This is a genomic window from Bradyrhizobium sp. 22 (genome assembly GCF_000482425.1).
In the GTDB taxonomy this organism is placed as follows: Bacteria; Pseudomonadota; Alphaproteobacteria; order Rhizobiales; family Xanthobacteraceae; genus Bradyrhizobium; species Bradyrhizobium japonicum_B.
Genome location: NZ_KI519399.1, coordinates 1,321,983 through 1,337,541, shown reverse-complemented (window position 1 = coordinate 1,337,541; position 15,559 = coordinate 1,321,983). Strand labels below are relative to the sequence as shown.

9 protein-coding genes are annotated in these 15,559 nt (G+C 65.7%); 6 read left to right on the top strand and 3 right to left on the bottom strand.

Going from position 1 to position 15,559, the window contains the following annotated elements; genetic code table 11:
* Positions 1-7 precede the first annotated feature (7 nt).
* Positions 8-1,108, bottom strand: a complete 1,101-nt coding sequence (locus K410_RS36590) for a glycosyltransferase (RefSeq protein WP_049820230.1) — start codon at positions 1,106-1,108, stop codon at positions 8-10.
* A 243-nt stretch (positions 1,109-1,351) separates the two neighbouring features.
* Between K410_RS36590 and K410_RS0107595 the strand changes: the two genes are divergently transcribed.
* A complete protein-coding gene (locus tag K410_RS0107595) occupies positions 1,352-2,344 on the top strand; it encodes a glycosyltransferase (RefSeq protein WP_028134291.1) in 993 nt (330 codons plus the stop codon).
* Positions 2,345-2,347: 3 nt separating this feature from the next.
* On the opposite strand, the gene K410_RS0107590 is transcribed toward K410_RS0107595, so the two are convergent.
* Positions 2,348-3,376 carry a glycosyltransferase family 2 protein gene (locus tag K410_RS0107590; protein WP_028134290.1) on the bottom strand — a complete coding sequence of 343 codons (1,029 nt, stop codon included), beginning with the start codon at positions 3,374-3,376 and terminating at the stop codon, positions 2,348-2,350.
* A gap of 394 nt (positions 3,377-3,770) precedes the next feature.
* On the opposite strand from K410_RS0107590, the gene K410_RS0107585 reads away from it, so the two are divergent.
* From K410_RS0107585 to galE, 4 genes are all read left to right on the top strand, one after another.
* Positions 3,771-4,568: a class I SAM-dependent methyltransferase gene (locus K410_RS0107585; protein ID WP_028134289.1), complete on the top strand. Its 798-nt coding sequence runs from the start codon at positions 3,771-3,773 to the stop codon at positions 4,566-4,568.
* Positions 4,569-4,858: 290 nt separating this feature from the next.
* Entirely contained in the window at positions 4,859-7,231 is a 2,373-nt protein-coding gene (locus K410_RS0107580) for an exopolysaccharide transport family protein (protein ID WP_028134288.1), read from the top strand.
* Positions 7,224-8,027 (top strand): WecB/TagA/CpsF family glycosyltransferase, encoded by an 804-nt coding sequence (locus K410_RS0107575; RefSeq protein ID WP_028134287.1) that lies wholly within the window; start codon positions 7,224-7,226, stop codon positions 8,025-8,027. Before K410_RS0107580 ends, K410_RS0107575 begins: the two co-directional genes overlap by 8 nt.
* A gap of 19 nt (positions 8,028-8,046) precedes the next feature.
* Positions 8,047-9,039 (top strand): UDP-glucose 4-epimerase GalE, encoded by a 993-nt coding sequence (gene galE / locus K410_RS0107570; protein WP_028134286.1) that lies wholly within the window; start codon positions 8,047-8,049, stop codon positions 9,037-9,039.
* Between the two features lie 83 nt (positions 9,040-9,122).
* Here galE and K410_RS0107565 read toward each other — a convergent pair whose 3' ends face one another.
* Positions 9,123-13,238: a sensor domain-containing phosphodiesterase gene (locus tag K410_RS0107565; protein WP_028134285.1), complete on the bottom strand. Its 4,116-nt coding sequence runs from the start codon at positions 13,236-13,238 to the stop codon at positions 9,123-9,125.
* 509 nt (positions 13,239-13,747) lie between these two features.
* On the opposite strand from K410_RS0107565, the gene K410_RS0107555 reads away from it, so the two are divergent.
* Positions 13,748-15,106, top strand: coding sequence for an LLM class flavin-dependent oxidoreductase (locus tag K410_RS0107555; RefSeq protein ID WP_028134283.1), 1,359 nt, complete (start codon positions 13,748-13,750; stop codon positions 15,104-15,106).
* Positions 15,107-15,559: the final 453 nt, after the last annotated feature.

The window sequence follows — 15,559 nt, the reverse complement described above, 5'->3', positions numbered from 1 at the left end:
CCATCGCTCAAGACATCTGGAGACGCCGGTGGGGCTCCGGGTCCTGGCTCACCGCCGTCGAGCGGCCGTCAACAGCCGTGCCGGAGCTCTGCGCGGCGTGCGGCCGCACGATGCTCCGCGCGATCTCGTAATATTGCATCGCTCGCTGCTCGAGCGTGAGGTTGTCCAGGATATAGCCGCGCGGGTCGAACGCGCCCGCGGCACAGCCGGCCCAGAACTCGTCCCATCCCGCCTCGAACCCCGCGACGTCGACGAACTTGGCGCCGCAGCGCTGGTCCCAATAGGGCACCGAGGACACCGGCGCGAACTGCACGCGGTGCGGATAATAATCGGGGTCTCGCCACGGCCCGCCCGGATCCCAGGCGAACACCGGTATGCCGCAAGCCAAAGCTTGCTGATAGGCGATGCCCTGGCTTTCGCTCTGGCACAGGAAGATCATCGCGCGCGAGGCCGCCAGCGCCTCCCGATATTCTTCCTCCTTGTAGCTGCCGTAGCGTAACTCCGTGAACGAGCGTCCCTCCCTGGCGAGCCGGGCACGGACCGGCTCGATCAATTCCGGCGCATAGCGCGCGCGATCCCAGTGCACCTTATCGTAGATCAGCACGTCGACGGATTTCGGCGCGGCCTGCGACGGCGCCCACAGATCGGTGTCGATGCCGACCGGCCAGGCCTCGGTGTCGGGCCAGTACGGCCGGTACATGTCGACGTACCAGGAACCGGGCACCACGACCTTCTTGACCGGCAGACGCTTGAACAGATCAGGATCGTCGAGCGGATGATTGTGGGCGGCGACACCGAGCAGGATCGGATTCTTCCACGCGAACTTGTCGAGCAGGAAGGTCCGTCCGATGATGCAGGCGAGCTCGTCGGGATGCTGCGCGATGTATCGGTAATCGTTGACGCGGTAGCGGATACCGAGCCGGTCGAGCCCCGCGCAGAGATTGAGGAACACGCGAAGCTGTCCGCTCATGCGCGGCTCGCCGAGCAGCAAGCGGCGCGCCGTGCGCCGCAGATGCCGGTCGCCGGGAAACCAGCGATCGTCCTTGTCCTCGTAGAAGAGGTTGAGGATCATCGCATCGGGGTCGTGTTCGAACGTCTTGGCGGGCACTGGATCCATCCGCGGCAACCGTATCCGCATTCTCGCATGGGACCGGCTGACGCCCTCTTCCAAATTTGCCACAGGCTTAATGCCAGCGGCTTAACGCTAATTGACGAAAGCACGCCGACATACGCCTTCGCGTCAACGATCAGGCCGTAATGCGGGTATCATTCGCAAGGGGCCAACGCTGCGCTCGATCGTATCGTCCATTCAGCAGACGCGCCCTGGTTAACAGACTCTTAAGGGCGAGCCGTGGTTCAGATCACCGCCGAACAGGTTCTCGATTTGCCGGCCTCCACCCGCATCGTGCCGGCTTCGCGCCAGCCGCTGCCGTCGAACCCGACCACATCGGTATCTGTTGTCATTCCCGCCAAGAACGCTGCCGCCTATATCGGCGAGACCCTGGCCAGCGCATTGGCGCAGCGCGAGGTGGGCGAGGTGATCGTCGTCGACGACGGTTCCACCGACGACACCACGGCGATCGTCCGCGCCATTCACGACCCTCGACTGCGCCTGGCGACGAATGATTCCACCGGCGTATCGGCCGCGCGCAATCTCGGTGCACGATATGCCGGCGGCGAATGGCTGCTCTTCCTCGATGCCGACGACCGCCTCCGCCCCGGCGCGGTGGCTGCGCTCCTGGCGGCGGCGCGCGGCGCACCGCGGGCGGTTCTGGTCTATGGCGACTACAACACGATCGACAGCGACGGACGCCAGATCGGCCGGCGCGGCCTCCTGAAGGGACGCCGCAAGCCGTCCGGCGACGTGCTGACGCGGCTCGCGGCCGGCAATTTCATCGTCAACGGCGGCATCGCGCTCGCGCGTGCGGAGGCGTTCCGCGCCGTCGGTGGCTTCGACACCTCGCTGCGATATTGCGAGGACTGGCATTGCTGGTGCCGCCTCGCCGCGATCGGCGAGTTCGAGTTCGCGCCGAAGCTGCTGCTCGATTATCGTCTCCACACCGCCAACACCATGAACGCGGCGGTCCGGACGCCGAAGGATTTCTTCCCGGCCATCGCGCGGGTGTTCGACGACGGCCTGATCCTGGCGAGACTACCGGCGGGAACCGCACCCGGTTTGCGCCTTGCCGCCGAACTGCACCTCATCACCTATGCGGCGATGCAGGCCGTTCGCTTCGGCAGATATCGCCAGGCCTTCGGCTATCTCGGAATGATCGGCCGGCGTTCGCTCAAGGCGCTGCCGCGCGCCGCGGCAAGGACCGCCCTCGCCCGATTCGGCATCTAGCCGTCACGACACGATCTTGGAGGCTTCATAGGGCTTCGGCGCGAAGCCGAACGCCGCGAGCATGGAGCCGAGCGCCACCAGCGCCGGATGCATGGCCACGACGGCCTTCGACGTCGCCAGCAGGCGAACGGACCGGACCAACGACAGCGGCAGCCGTCCGAGCATCCGCGCAAATACCCATGCGCGCGCCCCTGCGCTGCGAGCAGCCTTGGACTGCACGCGATAATTGATCGCGCCGATGCGCAGGCCGCGCTTTGCGATCCAGCCTAGGCTGGTGCGGCTTTGCGGCACGGTCTCGGTGATGACGGCCTCCGCCGTCCAGTGGAATGTCATTCCGGCATCACGGCACCGAACGAAGAAGTCGCAATCGCCGCCGCCGAGGAAGTTGAACCGCAGGTCGAACGCGGGACGCCCGAACCGCTCGAAGACCGCGCGCGTGATCAGGCAATTGCCGCAGCCGTAGATCAGCGGCACCGCGCCGGAATAGTCGTAGGCCGGGCGGAAGGCGGGATGACCCGACAGCCACGGCTTGCTGTCATCCTCAAACACCGGCAGCACCGGCCCGCCGACCACGTCGGCGCCGGTCGCCTCCGCGGTGCGGACCATCAGTTCGAGCCAGTCGGGTGAGGCGATCTCGTCGTCGTCGATCATCAGGAAGCGGGTCGCGGCGGGAAACAGCGCCTGCGCGGTCTCGAACGCAGCGTTGATCGCCTGGCAATTGCCCTGCCGCTTCTCGACAAGGCACACGCCCTGGAGCCGGCCGGCGGCCAGAAACTCGGTAGCGACCGGCGCGCTTTCGCGCCGCGCGGCGTCGTTCTCGACCATGACGACGGCAAAGGAACGCGGAGTACGCTGGTTCGCCAGCGATTCCAGCGTCAGCCGCAGGTGCTGCGGCCGGCGGAAGCAGGGAATGCAGACGACAATGCCGACCGACAGGTCGATGACGCGGGAGCTCGCCGCGATCTCCCGGTTGGGATCGCGCACGGCATCGGAGATGTGCGTGGCGGACAGGTCTGTCGGGATCAATGTCATGACGTTCTAGATGTCCGAGATATGTTGAGAAAGCCCTGCTTCAATCGTGCATCCCGCGACGGCACACCGCCGCGGGACAGATGCGTGCCAAAATGGGCAGCCCGGCGAAGGCGCGTGCCGCGCCCTCGCGCCGGTCTGCCGGCCGTGCTGAAGCATCATCGCACGCTTGACCGCTTTCGCCTGCTTCTCCCGCGCAATGATGCGTGCGTGATGCTGCAATTCGCGGTCCACGCGCCGACGGAGCCCCAACATGAACAATGCCGTAGTTAATGCGTGTGCGCATTAACCCGACCGTAAGCACCGCAACCGGTGAGACGGCGCGGCATCGGATTTGCTCTTCGGGCAAGGGAGTCTTTTCCTGTAAATTTGATTAGAACAAGCGCGGTCAAAAAACATGAACAAGCCAGCCACGATCGACTTCGCGACAGCCACGGCGATCCGTATCCCCGCCGCTGCACCCGTCCAGGCCCTGCACGATCTCGTCCCCGGTGAAGCCCGCGACAGCCTGCTCGCCGTGCACGAGGTGCTGCGCAGCGAACTGCCGACCACCCAGCTCGCCATCTACGAAGCCGGCGGCGGTTCGTGCAGCGTGCTCCCGCCGGAATTGCTCCGCCGCAGCAAGGTCACCGTCGTCGACATCGACGAGGACCAGGTCCGCAACAACAGCTACGCGGACGAGGCGATCCTGGGCGACGTGCAGACCTACCGTTTCGGGCGCGAGAGCTTCGATCTCGTGATCTGCTACAACGTGATCGAGCATCTGCCCCAGGTCGACGCCGCGCTATTGAATTTCCGCGACGCCCTCAAGCGCGGCGGCCTGATCCTGATCGGCGCACCCAATCCCCGCTCGCTGTCCGGAATAGTCACCAAATATTCGCCGCACTGGTTCCACGTCTGGTTCTACCGGCACATTCGCGGCATCAAGGATGCCGGTCTGCCCGGCGAGCCGCCATTCCCGACCTTCTTTCACCCGCTGGTGACGCTGCCCCGGCTGGAGGCATTCGCGGCCGCCAACGGCCTCGAGATGATCTACCGCCGTGAGGTGGAAAGTCCGCGCTATCCCGAGATGCGCCGGCGCAAGCCGCTGTTTGCTTCTCTCGTGGACGCCGGCGCCGCGGTGCTGAACGCCGTGCTTCCGCGCGGCGTCGACGTCCGCCGCGGCGACTATCACGTCATCCTGCGGAAACGCTGACATCATGGCACGCGCGCGGCCCATCACAGAGCAAGCGGAGTCGCGCGGCAGCGCCGTGCGCGGTAACGAACCGTTAATCTCCGGAGAGCCCCCGCGGCTCGAACGTCACAAGGGGGCTGTGCTGGCCGGCAGGCGCTTAAACGCTTTGTTTGCCATTTCGGTGAATAGTCCCTCAATGAGTATGGTTAATTTTCCCTGTTGCGTTGATTGGGCACCTATATCCCGGGTGCGTGGCGTAGAGCGAAGAGTAACCCCTCAGCCTGCGGCACTTGGAATGAAAGCTGGGGATCATGCTTGACTATAACCAGCCGATCGATCGGGCGAGACCCGAGCCTCTGCATCAGAGATCCCAGGTCGGCTTCAACGTGGTGGAGCTCGCCCATCTGCTGTGGCGGCGCAAGGTCGCGATTGCTGCGGCTGCCCTGCTCGGCGCAACGCTTGCCGTCACCATCGGCAAGAGCCTGACGCCCCGCTATACCGCCACCGCCCAGCTCTATGTCGACCCGCGCGAGCTTCAGCTCGTCGACCGGGAGCTGACGCCGCGCGCGCAGGACGTCTCCGGCATGTCCATGGTGGTGGAGAGCCAGGCGCGCCTGATCACCGCCAACAGCGTCCTGCTCAAGGTGATCGAGCAGGCCGGTCTCGACAAGGATCCGGAATTCGGCGGCGGCGACGGCAGGAGCCTGATGTCCTCGCTGCTCGGCCTGGTCGGCCTTCAGCCCCGGGCGCCCTCCTCTGCAGCCAACACCGAGGTGCAGCTTGCGGCGCTCGAGGCGCTGAACAGGCACATCACGATTCGCAAGACCGAGAAGAGCTTCATCGTCGATATCGAGGTCTGGTCGACGGATCCGGCGAAGGCGGCGATGCTCGCCAACACGCTGACCAGTGCCTATCTCGCGGAATCCCGCAATTCGCAGGCTTCGGCCGCACGGCGCGCCACCAGCGATCTCTCCGGCCGCCTCAAGGAGCTGCGCGAGCGGCTGCGCAACGCCGAGACCGCGCTCGCCACCTACAAGGCGCAGAACAATTTCGTCGGCACCCAGGATGCGCTGATCAGCGACCAGCAGCTCTCCGCCAGCAACCAGCGGCTTTCCGCGGCGCGCGCGGCGACGATGGATGCCCAGGCACGGCTCGACCAGATCGAGGCGAGCCGCCGGACCGCAGCCGATGCCGGCGCGATTCCGGAAGCGCTGCAATCGCCGACGATCGCGAATCTGCGCGCGCAATATGCCGATGCGCGCAAGAAATACGCCGAGCAGGCCGGCGAGCTCGGGCCACGCCACCCGGCGCTGCGCCAGACCGAGAAGCAGGTCGAGGACCTCAAGCGCACCATCAGCGAAGAGATCGACCGTTTCGCCCAGGCCGCCAGGAACGACCTGACGCGCGCCCGCGATTATGAAGCTTCGCTCAACCGGGCGCTGGAAGCGCAGAAGCGGCAGAGCGTCCAGCTCAGCCAGGCCGCCGTGCGCCTGCGCGAGCTGGAGCGCGAGGCCGATGCCAGCCGCGACGTCTACCAATCCTTCCTCAAGCGCTCCCGCGAGACCGAGGAGCAGGAGAGCCTGAACACCTCGGCGGCCCGCGTCATCGGCGAGGCGACCGTGCCGCAGCGGCGCTCGTTCCCGCCCGCGATGAGCCTGTTCGCCATGATCGGCTTCATCTTCGGCGCGCTTGCGGCCTCGAGCTGGTTCGTCGCAGTCGAGCTTCTGTTCGCCGGCGCCAACGCGCCAGTGCCCGCGCCAGCCCGCCGCGAACGCAAGCCCGTACCGGAGACAGCACGCGCTCCCGAGGTTTCGCGGGCGCTGGAAGCTCCGTGGCCCGAACAGCCGTCGCGGGCCCCCGAGATCGCGCAGCTCCCGCCCGAGCTTGCCGCACCACCGCTGCAGCCCGCGATGGTCGAAAACCCCCTGATCGAGAAGCCGCTGATCGCGCGCCTTCAGGAGGCCGACGTCATTCACACGCTCGGTGCCATCCTCGCCACCGGCGGCGGCGTCGATCTCACCCGGCTGGGCTGGCCGACGCTGCGGCCCGGCTTTCCGCTGACGAAGCTGCTCAACGCATGGCGCGACATGCGCACGGCCGCGGCCCGGCGCGCCGGCGGCAAGACGATGCCCGTCATTGCGCTGGTCGGCAGCAGCGAGACCGCCGGGCGCAGCGTGAGTGCGCTGAACTTCGCCCTCGCGGCGGCGCGCGACGGCGCCCGCGTGCTCATGATCGACGCCGACCATCGGGCCCACACGCTGTCGAACAAGGTCGCCCGCCCCGGCAGGAACGAGCCGAGCAGGCTCGGCTGGCTCTCGATCGGCAGCAAGGCCGCACGCGAGATCAAGACGGTCAACGGCATTTCGGTGTTGCCGGCCGGGGAGGGCGATGCCGGCAAGGCCGCCGACGCGATCCGCAAGGCGATCGCGCAGGCGCGCGCCGCAGGCGGCTACGACCTCGTGATCCTCGACGGCCCTGCGATGCCGCTTCTTGCCGGCAGCCGCAAGCTGCTCGACGACACCGACGCGCTGGTGGCGGTGCTGCCGACCAGCCTCGACATCAACGACAGTCTCGAAGAGATCCTGACCGCGCTCGGCCGCGCCGAGCGCAAGCTCGTCGGCGTCGTGCTCGACGAGCTCACCCCTGCAATTGAAACGCGTCAGCGAGGCAGACAATATGCTTGAGCGCCGCGTCAACCTCGACGGACGGGCAGCAACTGCCGACGTGCCGCGGATCACCGTCGGCGGGCTTCGCATGGCCGCGATCGATCTGGAAGAGACCGCCGATTTCATGATCGAGGCGACCGATCCCGACAGCCGCATCGGCCGTCCGCTGTTCCTGACATCGGCCAATGGCGAGGTGCTGGCGCGCTGCTCGACCGAGCCGCAGACCGAGCGCCTGTTCCGCGCCGCCGACCTGATCAACGCCGATGGCCAGCCGCTGGTCGCCGCTTCGAAGCTGCAATCCTGGTTTCCGCTGCCGGAGCGAGTCGCGACCACGGACCTGTTCCACGTCGTCGCGCGCAAGGCGGAAGCGCTGGGCCGCACCTTCTACATGTTCGGCGCCAGCGAGGCCGAGAACATCGCGGCGGTCGCGAACGTCCGGAAGATGTATCCAAATCTGAAGATCGTCGGGCACAGCCACGGCTATCTGCGCGGCGAAGAGCTGCGCGCGAAGGTCGAGGAGATCAACGCGCTTGCGCCGGATTATCTGTGGGTCGCGCTCGGCGTGCCCAACGAGCAGGCATTCGTGAAGGAATTCACGCCGCATCTCACCAATGTTGGCGTTATCAAGACATCCGGCGGCCTCTTCAATTTCTTGTCAGGCAGCCGTTCCCGCGCGCCGCGTTGGATGCAGAAAGTCGGACTCGAATGGGCCTGGCGCACCTTGCTCGAGCCACGCCGCCTGCTCTGGCGCTATTTGACCACCAACCCCCGCGCGCTCTATCTTCTCTTCAGCCGCAACCGACCCGTCCGCTAAGAGAAGAGCACAAGACGACATGACCGACCGACCGACTGTCCTCGTCACAGGAGGCGCGGGCTATATTGGCTCGCATGCCTGCCGCGCATTGACCGCCGCCGGCTATCAGCCCGTCGTTTATGACAATCTCTCGACAGGCCATCGCAGCTTCGTCTCCGGCCCCCTGGTCACAGGCGATCTGCTGGACGGCACGGCGCTGGCACGTGCCTTCGCCGACCACAAGATCACGGCGGTGATGCATTTCGCGGCGGCGAGCCTGGTCGGCGAGTCCATGGCCGACCCCCAGAAGTATTATGTCAACAACGTGCAAGGGACGCTGTCGCTGTTGCAGGCGATGCGCAACGCGAACTGCCATCGCATCGTATTCTCCTCGACCGGCGCGGTCTATGGCAACGCCGATTCCAGGGAGCTGCCGGAAGACTTCCCCTGCGCGCCGATCAATCCGTACGGCGCATCGAAGCTGATGATCGAGCGGATGCTTGCTGATTATCGCACCGCCTATGGTTTCGGCGCGTTCTGCCTGCGCTATTTCAACGCCAGCGGCGCCGATCCGGGCGGTGGCATCGGGGAACTGCGTGACAACGAGACCCATCTCATTCCGCGCGCGATGATGGCGCTTCAGGGACATGTCGACTTCGCAGTGTTCGGCGACGATTATGCCACGCCCGACGGCACCGCGATCCGCGACTACATCCACGTCACCGACCTCGCGGCGGCGCACGTCGCGGCGCTGAAGCTTCTGGAAGGCGGACACGCCGGCGGCAGCTTCAATCTCGGCACCGGCTCCGGATTCTCGGTGCGCCAGATCCTCGATGCCATCCGGCAGGAGACCGGGCGCGAGGTGCCGCACACCGTCAAGCCGCGCCGCGCCGGCGATCCCACGTATCTGGTCGCAGATCCGTCGGCAGCGAGAAAGGTGCTGAATTTCGTGCCGCGTCACTCCGACCTGGCGAATGTGATCCGCACCGCCTGGGCCTGGCACCAGAAGGCACATCCGTTCAGGGCGCGATAGGGCCTTCGGATCAGGTCTGATCGACACATCGGAGCTGCGCTCGCTCTCCCCCGCAAGCGGGAGAGGTGAACGAGCCGCAGCCGTCAGACAGCGGCGCGTTTCAGCCGTGACGCCGCGGCTTCCGTGGCGGCAGCGTCCGGCTCCGGCTGGAGCGGCGGGGCGACAGGCAGGACCATCGGCCGCAGCAGCTCGGCCATCTGCCGTGCCGGCAGGGGCTTCGAGACAAGGAAGCCCTGCATCTCGTCGCAGCCATGGGCGCGCAGGAACGCCTCCTGCTCGGCGTTCTCGACGCCTTCGGCGACGACGGTCATGCCGAGCGCCTTGCCCATGCTGATGATCGCCTGCGCGATCGCCTGGTCTTCCGAATCCTGCGGCAGGTCCCGCACGAAGGAGCGGTCGATCTTGATGGTGTCGATCGGGAAGTGCTTCATCAGCGACATCGACGAATAGCCGGTGCCGAAATCGTCGATGGCGAGGCGAATGCCGCGGCTTTGGATGGCGTCGAGCACCTTGAGCGCGCGGCCGACATTGCGCATCATCATGCTCTCGGTGACTTCGAGCTGGAGCAGCACCGGCGACATGCCGCTGGCCGCCAGCGCCTCGTCGACGTCCTGCAACAGATGCTCGTCGGCGAACTGCCGCGGCGACAGGTTGACCGCCATCGACAACGGCAACAGGCCGCTGCGCTGCCAGGCCATGGCCTGCGCGCAGGCCTCGTTGAGCACCCAGCGGCCGATCGGCACGATCAGTCCGGTTTCTTCCGCGAGCGGAATGAACTGCGCCGGCGAGACGTTGCCGAGATCGGGATGGGCCCAGCGCAGCAGCGCTTCCACGCCGGTGATCTGGCCGGTCTCCATCTCCACCTTGGGCTGGTAGTTCAGCGAGAACTGCCCGCGCTCCAGCGCCCGGCGCAGCGCGCTCTCCAGCGACAGCCGTTCGATCGACTGGGTCTTCACTTCCTTGGAGAAGAAGCGATAGCCGTTCTTGCCGTCTTCCTTGGCGAGATACATCGCCATGTCGGCGTTCTTGGTCAGCGTCTGCGCGTCGGCGCCGTTGGCCGGATACATCGCGATGCCGATCGACGCCGTGGTGTGACATTCGTGGCCGGCCAGCTCCATGGGCTTGGCGAGCGCGGCCAGGAGCTCGGTCGCGATGCGCTGGACGTCGTCGATCCTGCCGCACTGGTCGAGGATCACCACGAACTCGTCGCCGCCGAGCCGCGCCACCACGTCGCTTGCCCGCAACGCGCCGCGCAGGCGGTTCGCCACTTCGAGCAGAAGCAGGTCGCCGGCCTCGTGCCCCAGCGAATCGTTGATGACCTTGAAGCGATCGAGATCGATGAACAGCACCGCAAAGCGGTGATCGTGACGCTCTGCCGTGGCGATCGCCTCGCGCAACAGCCCGTTGAAGGTCTCGCGGTTCGGAAGGTCGGTCAGGCTGTCATGCGAGGCGAGGTATTCGATCCGCTCGTCGGCCTGGTTCTTGGCGTCCGCGCGATCGAAATTCTCCATCGCAAAGGAAACGTTGTCGGCGAGACGCTGCAACAGCTCGACGAACTCTGCCGTGAAGGTGCCGGGCTCGGTCGACATGTAGATCATGACGCCGACGGCCTGGTCGTGCACGATGAGCGGAAACGCCGCGCCCGAGCGGGCGCCGTCGCTGCGCACGATGGCGTGGAAGGCGCGGACGCGATCATCGTTCAGATAATCGTTGCTGATGCAGGGCTGGCGCGTGCGGAACGCCGTGCCGCTCATCCCGCGCCCTTCGGGCCGCTCCGGATCGATGGAGAGGCGGACGTTGCGCGTGGTATCGGCAGACGGGCCCGCGCTCGCAACGATTTCCAGCTGATCGCTCTCGGCCCTGGCCAGCGCGATGGTCGTCGAGGTGAACTTGGCACCATTCGAGGCCGCGAGACACACGAGATCGAACAGCTCGGCGCGCGACTTCGCCCGCATGATCGCCTCGTTCGTCGCGCTGAGGGCCGCGAACATGCGCGTCAGCCGCTCCTTTTGGCTCTCGGTGCGGGCCTTCTCCTCGGCCCGGTCGAAATTGTCGAGCGCGAACGACACGTTCTCGGCGAGGCGGCCAAGCAATTGGACCAGATCGGGCGTGAACGTGTTGTCTTCGGTCGCAAGGAAAAGCAGGATGCCGATCGGCTCCTGGCCTGCCTTCAGAAGCGGAAAGCTGGCGGCAGCGCGCGTTCCGTCCTCGATCGCCTTCGTCCGCCAGTGCATCGAGCGCGGGTCGTTGAGATAGTCGTTCATGACGCTGGGCCGGCGGGTCCGGATCGACATCCCGATGATGCCCTGACCCTCGGGATGGCCGGCGGCGAGATTGCAGGTGCGCCCGACCATCTGCTCCCGCAGACGTCCCTTCACCGCGGCGACACGAAGCACTTCGTTGTCCCTGTCGATGATGCCGATCGTGGCCGAAGCGAACACGTCGCCGAGGACGCCAGCCTGGCAGGCGGCCTCGAACAGCTCCTCGCGCGTCTTGGCGCGGATGATGGCCTCATTGGTTGCGCTCAGTGCCTCGAACATTCCGCTCAGGCGATTGCGCTGCCTGTCGGCCTGCGCCTTCTCCTCGGCGCGATCGAAGCTTTCCAGGGCGAAGGCGACGTTGGCCTGGAGCCTGCTCAGCAGCTCGACGAATTCGTCCGTGAAGGTACCGACCTCCGGAGAGTTGAACAGGAACACGCCCTCGAGCCGGTCGCCGCTGAACAGCGGCAAGGCGGCGGAGGATGCGATTCCCGTGCGGCGCGCGCTGGCGTGCCACGGCGCAATGCGCTCGTCCGCGAACACGTCGTTGCTGACGGCGGGCCGGCGCGTACGATAGGCGGTGCCGGTCAGGCCGCGGCCTTCCGGCACCTGCTCGGAGGTGGAGAACTTGAAGTTGCGAACCTCGTTCGCATTCGGCCCGTAACAGGCGACGACGCGCAGCAGCTCGGCCTCATGGTCGACCAGCGCGATGTTGGCCGAGGTGAACTTGGCGCCCTTGGCGGTCGCCTCGCAGACGAGATCGAACAGCTCGGTACGCGAGTGAGCGCGCAGGATGGCTTCGTTGGTGGCGCTGAGCGCGGCATACATGCGCGCCAGGCGTTCCTCCTCCACCGCAATCCTGGTCTTCTCGGACTCACGATCGAAATTGTCGAGAGCAAAGCAGACGTTTTCGGCAAGCCGGAGCATCAGCGCGACGACTTCTTCGTCCTTGGCCCAGGACCGGCTGATGAAGGACAGCATGACGCCGACGCTCTGACCATGCTTGATCAGAGGCGCTGCGACGCAGGCGGCGACGCCGGTATTGATGTTGGCTTGCTCCCACGGCGTCCCCTTGATCCGGCCGGGCAGATCGTCTTCCAAGCACGGCTTCTGCGAGCGGAATACTTCCCCTGTAATTCCGCGGCCATAGGGATTTGCCGGATCGACGGAATACCGGGTTCGAGCAACCAATTCCAGGTTCTGGCCGGTACCCGCAGCCGGCTTCAGCCAATCGGAATCCGGCTCCTTCAGCAAAATGACGGTCGAGAGCGATTTGCCTCCATGAACGGAGGCGTCGCAGACGCGCTGATAGAGCTCCTGCTCGGTCTTGGCGCGCAGGATGGCCTCGTTGGTGGCGCTGAGCGCGCCGAACATGCGATTGAGCCGCCGCGTCGCCCGTTCGCTGGTCTGCCGCGCGGTCTCACGCGCGAAATTGTCCAGCGCATAGGAAATATTGGCCGACATGCGCTCGAACAGCGACACCATCTCGTCGTCTAGCGAATTGGCCTCGCTGCGGGTCACATAGAGCACGCCGACGCTCTTGCCGTTGCAGAGCAGCGGCAGCGCGGCAGCCGCGCCGATGTGGGCCGAAGCCGCGCCCTCGCGCCATGCCAGCGAGCGCGGATCGTTGAGGTAATCGTTGCTGATGCACAGCTTCTGCTGGCGAAACGCCTCGCCCCCGACGCCCGAACCCTCGGGCGTGCCGGCCTCCGTGGTGATGACGATCGAGCGAAGTCGCGGGAGGTCGTCGCCGGAGCCGGCCGCGAACCGCAAACGGCGACCGTCCGGTTCGACCAGGAACACGGCGACGGCCACGAAATCCCCGCTGGAGAACCCGGCGTCGCAGACCTTCTGGTACAGCTCGTCCGGCGATGTCGCATAGAGAATCGCTTCGTTGATGGCGCTCAACGCCGCAAAGGTGCGCGCGAGTGTCGTCGTCACGATCTCAGCTCCCGGGGCATTCTGCCTGTTTTTCCCAGGTGACCTTATGAAGGCCCATCGCCTAAATGGTCGTTATTGCGCGCTGCAAACTGTCAATCAAAGTGAACGAGCTGCGAACGACCGCGCCAGACTGCCGGAAAATACCGCAGCGTGGACGATTCCTCCACCGAAGGCGGTCTCTCTTGGAATTTGCAGCCCTGTATTGGTTTACAGCCGGTTGATATCGCAACTGCGCTTTGAGACGATGGCCTCAACAACCATTGCCCGCGAAGGGCAGGAATCTCCGGGAACGCCATGCCGATCGCCAAGGCCGATCGTCTCACGCACGTCAGCGCGGCCCCTGCTCCGCCGGGCGTCCCCTATCCCGGCGAGATCGAAGGCCTGCGCGCGCAACAGCGCCTGCGCGACAGGATCGAGGTCGAGGGTGCCGCGTGGCAAAGGCTGCGCGCTGGCGAGGGAATACCGGCTCGACGCCGGCCTCGGTCTGGCGTGACGGAAGGGAGAACAGCATGACGCGACAGATGGTCCTGGTCGGCTTCCTCCAGGCGCAGAACTGCACCAACCTGCCGAGCTCCTGGCGGCATCCGGACTCCCGCGACGATTCGATGTCGGCCGACTATTATCAGGAGATCGCCAGAATTCTCGAAGCCGGCAAATTCCACATGGCCTTCTTCGACGATCGCCTGGCCATGCCGGACCGCTACGGCAACGACCACGCCCACACCGTCGAATACGGCATCCGCTGCGTGAAGATGGATCCGCTGATCGTGCTGACCACGATGGGCATGGTCACCGACAAGCTCGGCCTTGGCGCGACCTGCTCGACCACTTACTACGAACCCTTCGACGTCGCACGCCGTTTCGCAACGCTCGATCTGATGTCCGGCGGGCGTGCGGGCTGGAACGTCGTGACCTCGCTCAACGACGGCGAAGCCCTCAACATGGGACGGGATTCGCATCCCGAACACGATTCCCGCTACGATCGCGCCGACGAGTTCATGGAGGTGGTGCTCGGTCATTGGGACACCTGGGAAGACGGCGCGCTCATCATGGACAAGCAAAGCGGCCGCTTTGCCGATCCGAGCAAGGTGAAGCGGCTCGATCACAAGGGGCCGGCCTTCAAGTCGCGCGGCCCGTTCACCGTGCCGCGCTCGCAACAGGGCCATCCCGTGATCATCCAGGCCGGCGCCTCCGGCCGCGGCCAGCGCTTTGCGGGCCGATGGGGCGAGGTGATCTTTACGGCCGCGCGAAATCTCTCCGCGGCTAAGGAGGGCTATGCTGCCGTGCGCAACGAAGCCGCCAAGGCCGGCCGCGATCCCGACCGGATGTTCCTCTGCAATCTGACGACGCCGGTCTGTGCTGCGACCAGGGCGGAGGCCGAGGACAAGATGGCGCTGATCAACAAGCTGCCGCTTGAGATCGACGCCCTGTCGCTGCTTGCCGAAGCGCTCAACTACGACTTTGCTTCCAAGAACCTCGACGAGCCGCTGACGACGGACGAATTGAAGAGCATGCAGGGCATTCTGGGTATCCGTGATGGCGTGCTGAAGGCGTCCGGCAAGAGCAATCCGAGCGCGCGCGACTTCGTCACCTTTTCCGGCCGCGGCCAGGTTCAGGATGCGATGGTCGGCGGGCCCCAGGAGATCGCCGACAAGTTGGAGGAGATGTTCGTCGAGCGCGGCTGCGACGGATTTGTCATCGCCGCGACCTGTGTGCCCGGCTCCTACGCCGATTTCGTCCAGCATATCGTGCCGGAGCTGCAGCGCCGCGGCCTGTTCCAGAAGGACTATCGTGGCAAGACACTCCGGGAGAATCTCGGGCTCGAGCGGCCGGCGGCCGGTGCCTGGAAGGTCCGGCCGCGCGACTAGCTCGCAGAGCGAAGGCGGAAGCCTGCCAACCACTTTCGCAAATCAAGGCGAGATGATGGGCACGGGGCGAACGCGCCTTTGCCCAGCCTTGTATCAGCGCGCCGGCATATAATGGGGGCGTTCCGTGAGGAATGGCCCAGCCCGGGTGGCCGCCCGAGCTGGGTCGCCGTTCGATCGGATCGATGCCCACCGAAGCCTTGAGGGCTGTCAGACGTAGCAAGATCGCGATCGGCACTTCATCGGGACCCGGATGGTTGAACGAACTTCAGGTTCGCGTAACAAGGGAGGGTCGACGAAGATGGCCAAGCGTATCACGATGTGTGCCGGGATCGATACCGGCAAACGTAAGCTCGATGTTGCACTTGATGGTGGTTCGGAGCGGTTTCAGGCCGACAACACGCCGGATGGCCATAAAGTGCTGGTGGAATGGCTGCGGCAGCACAAGATCAAGCG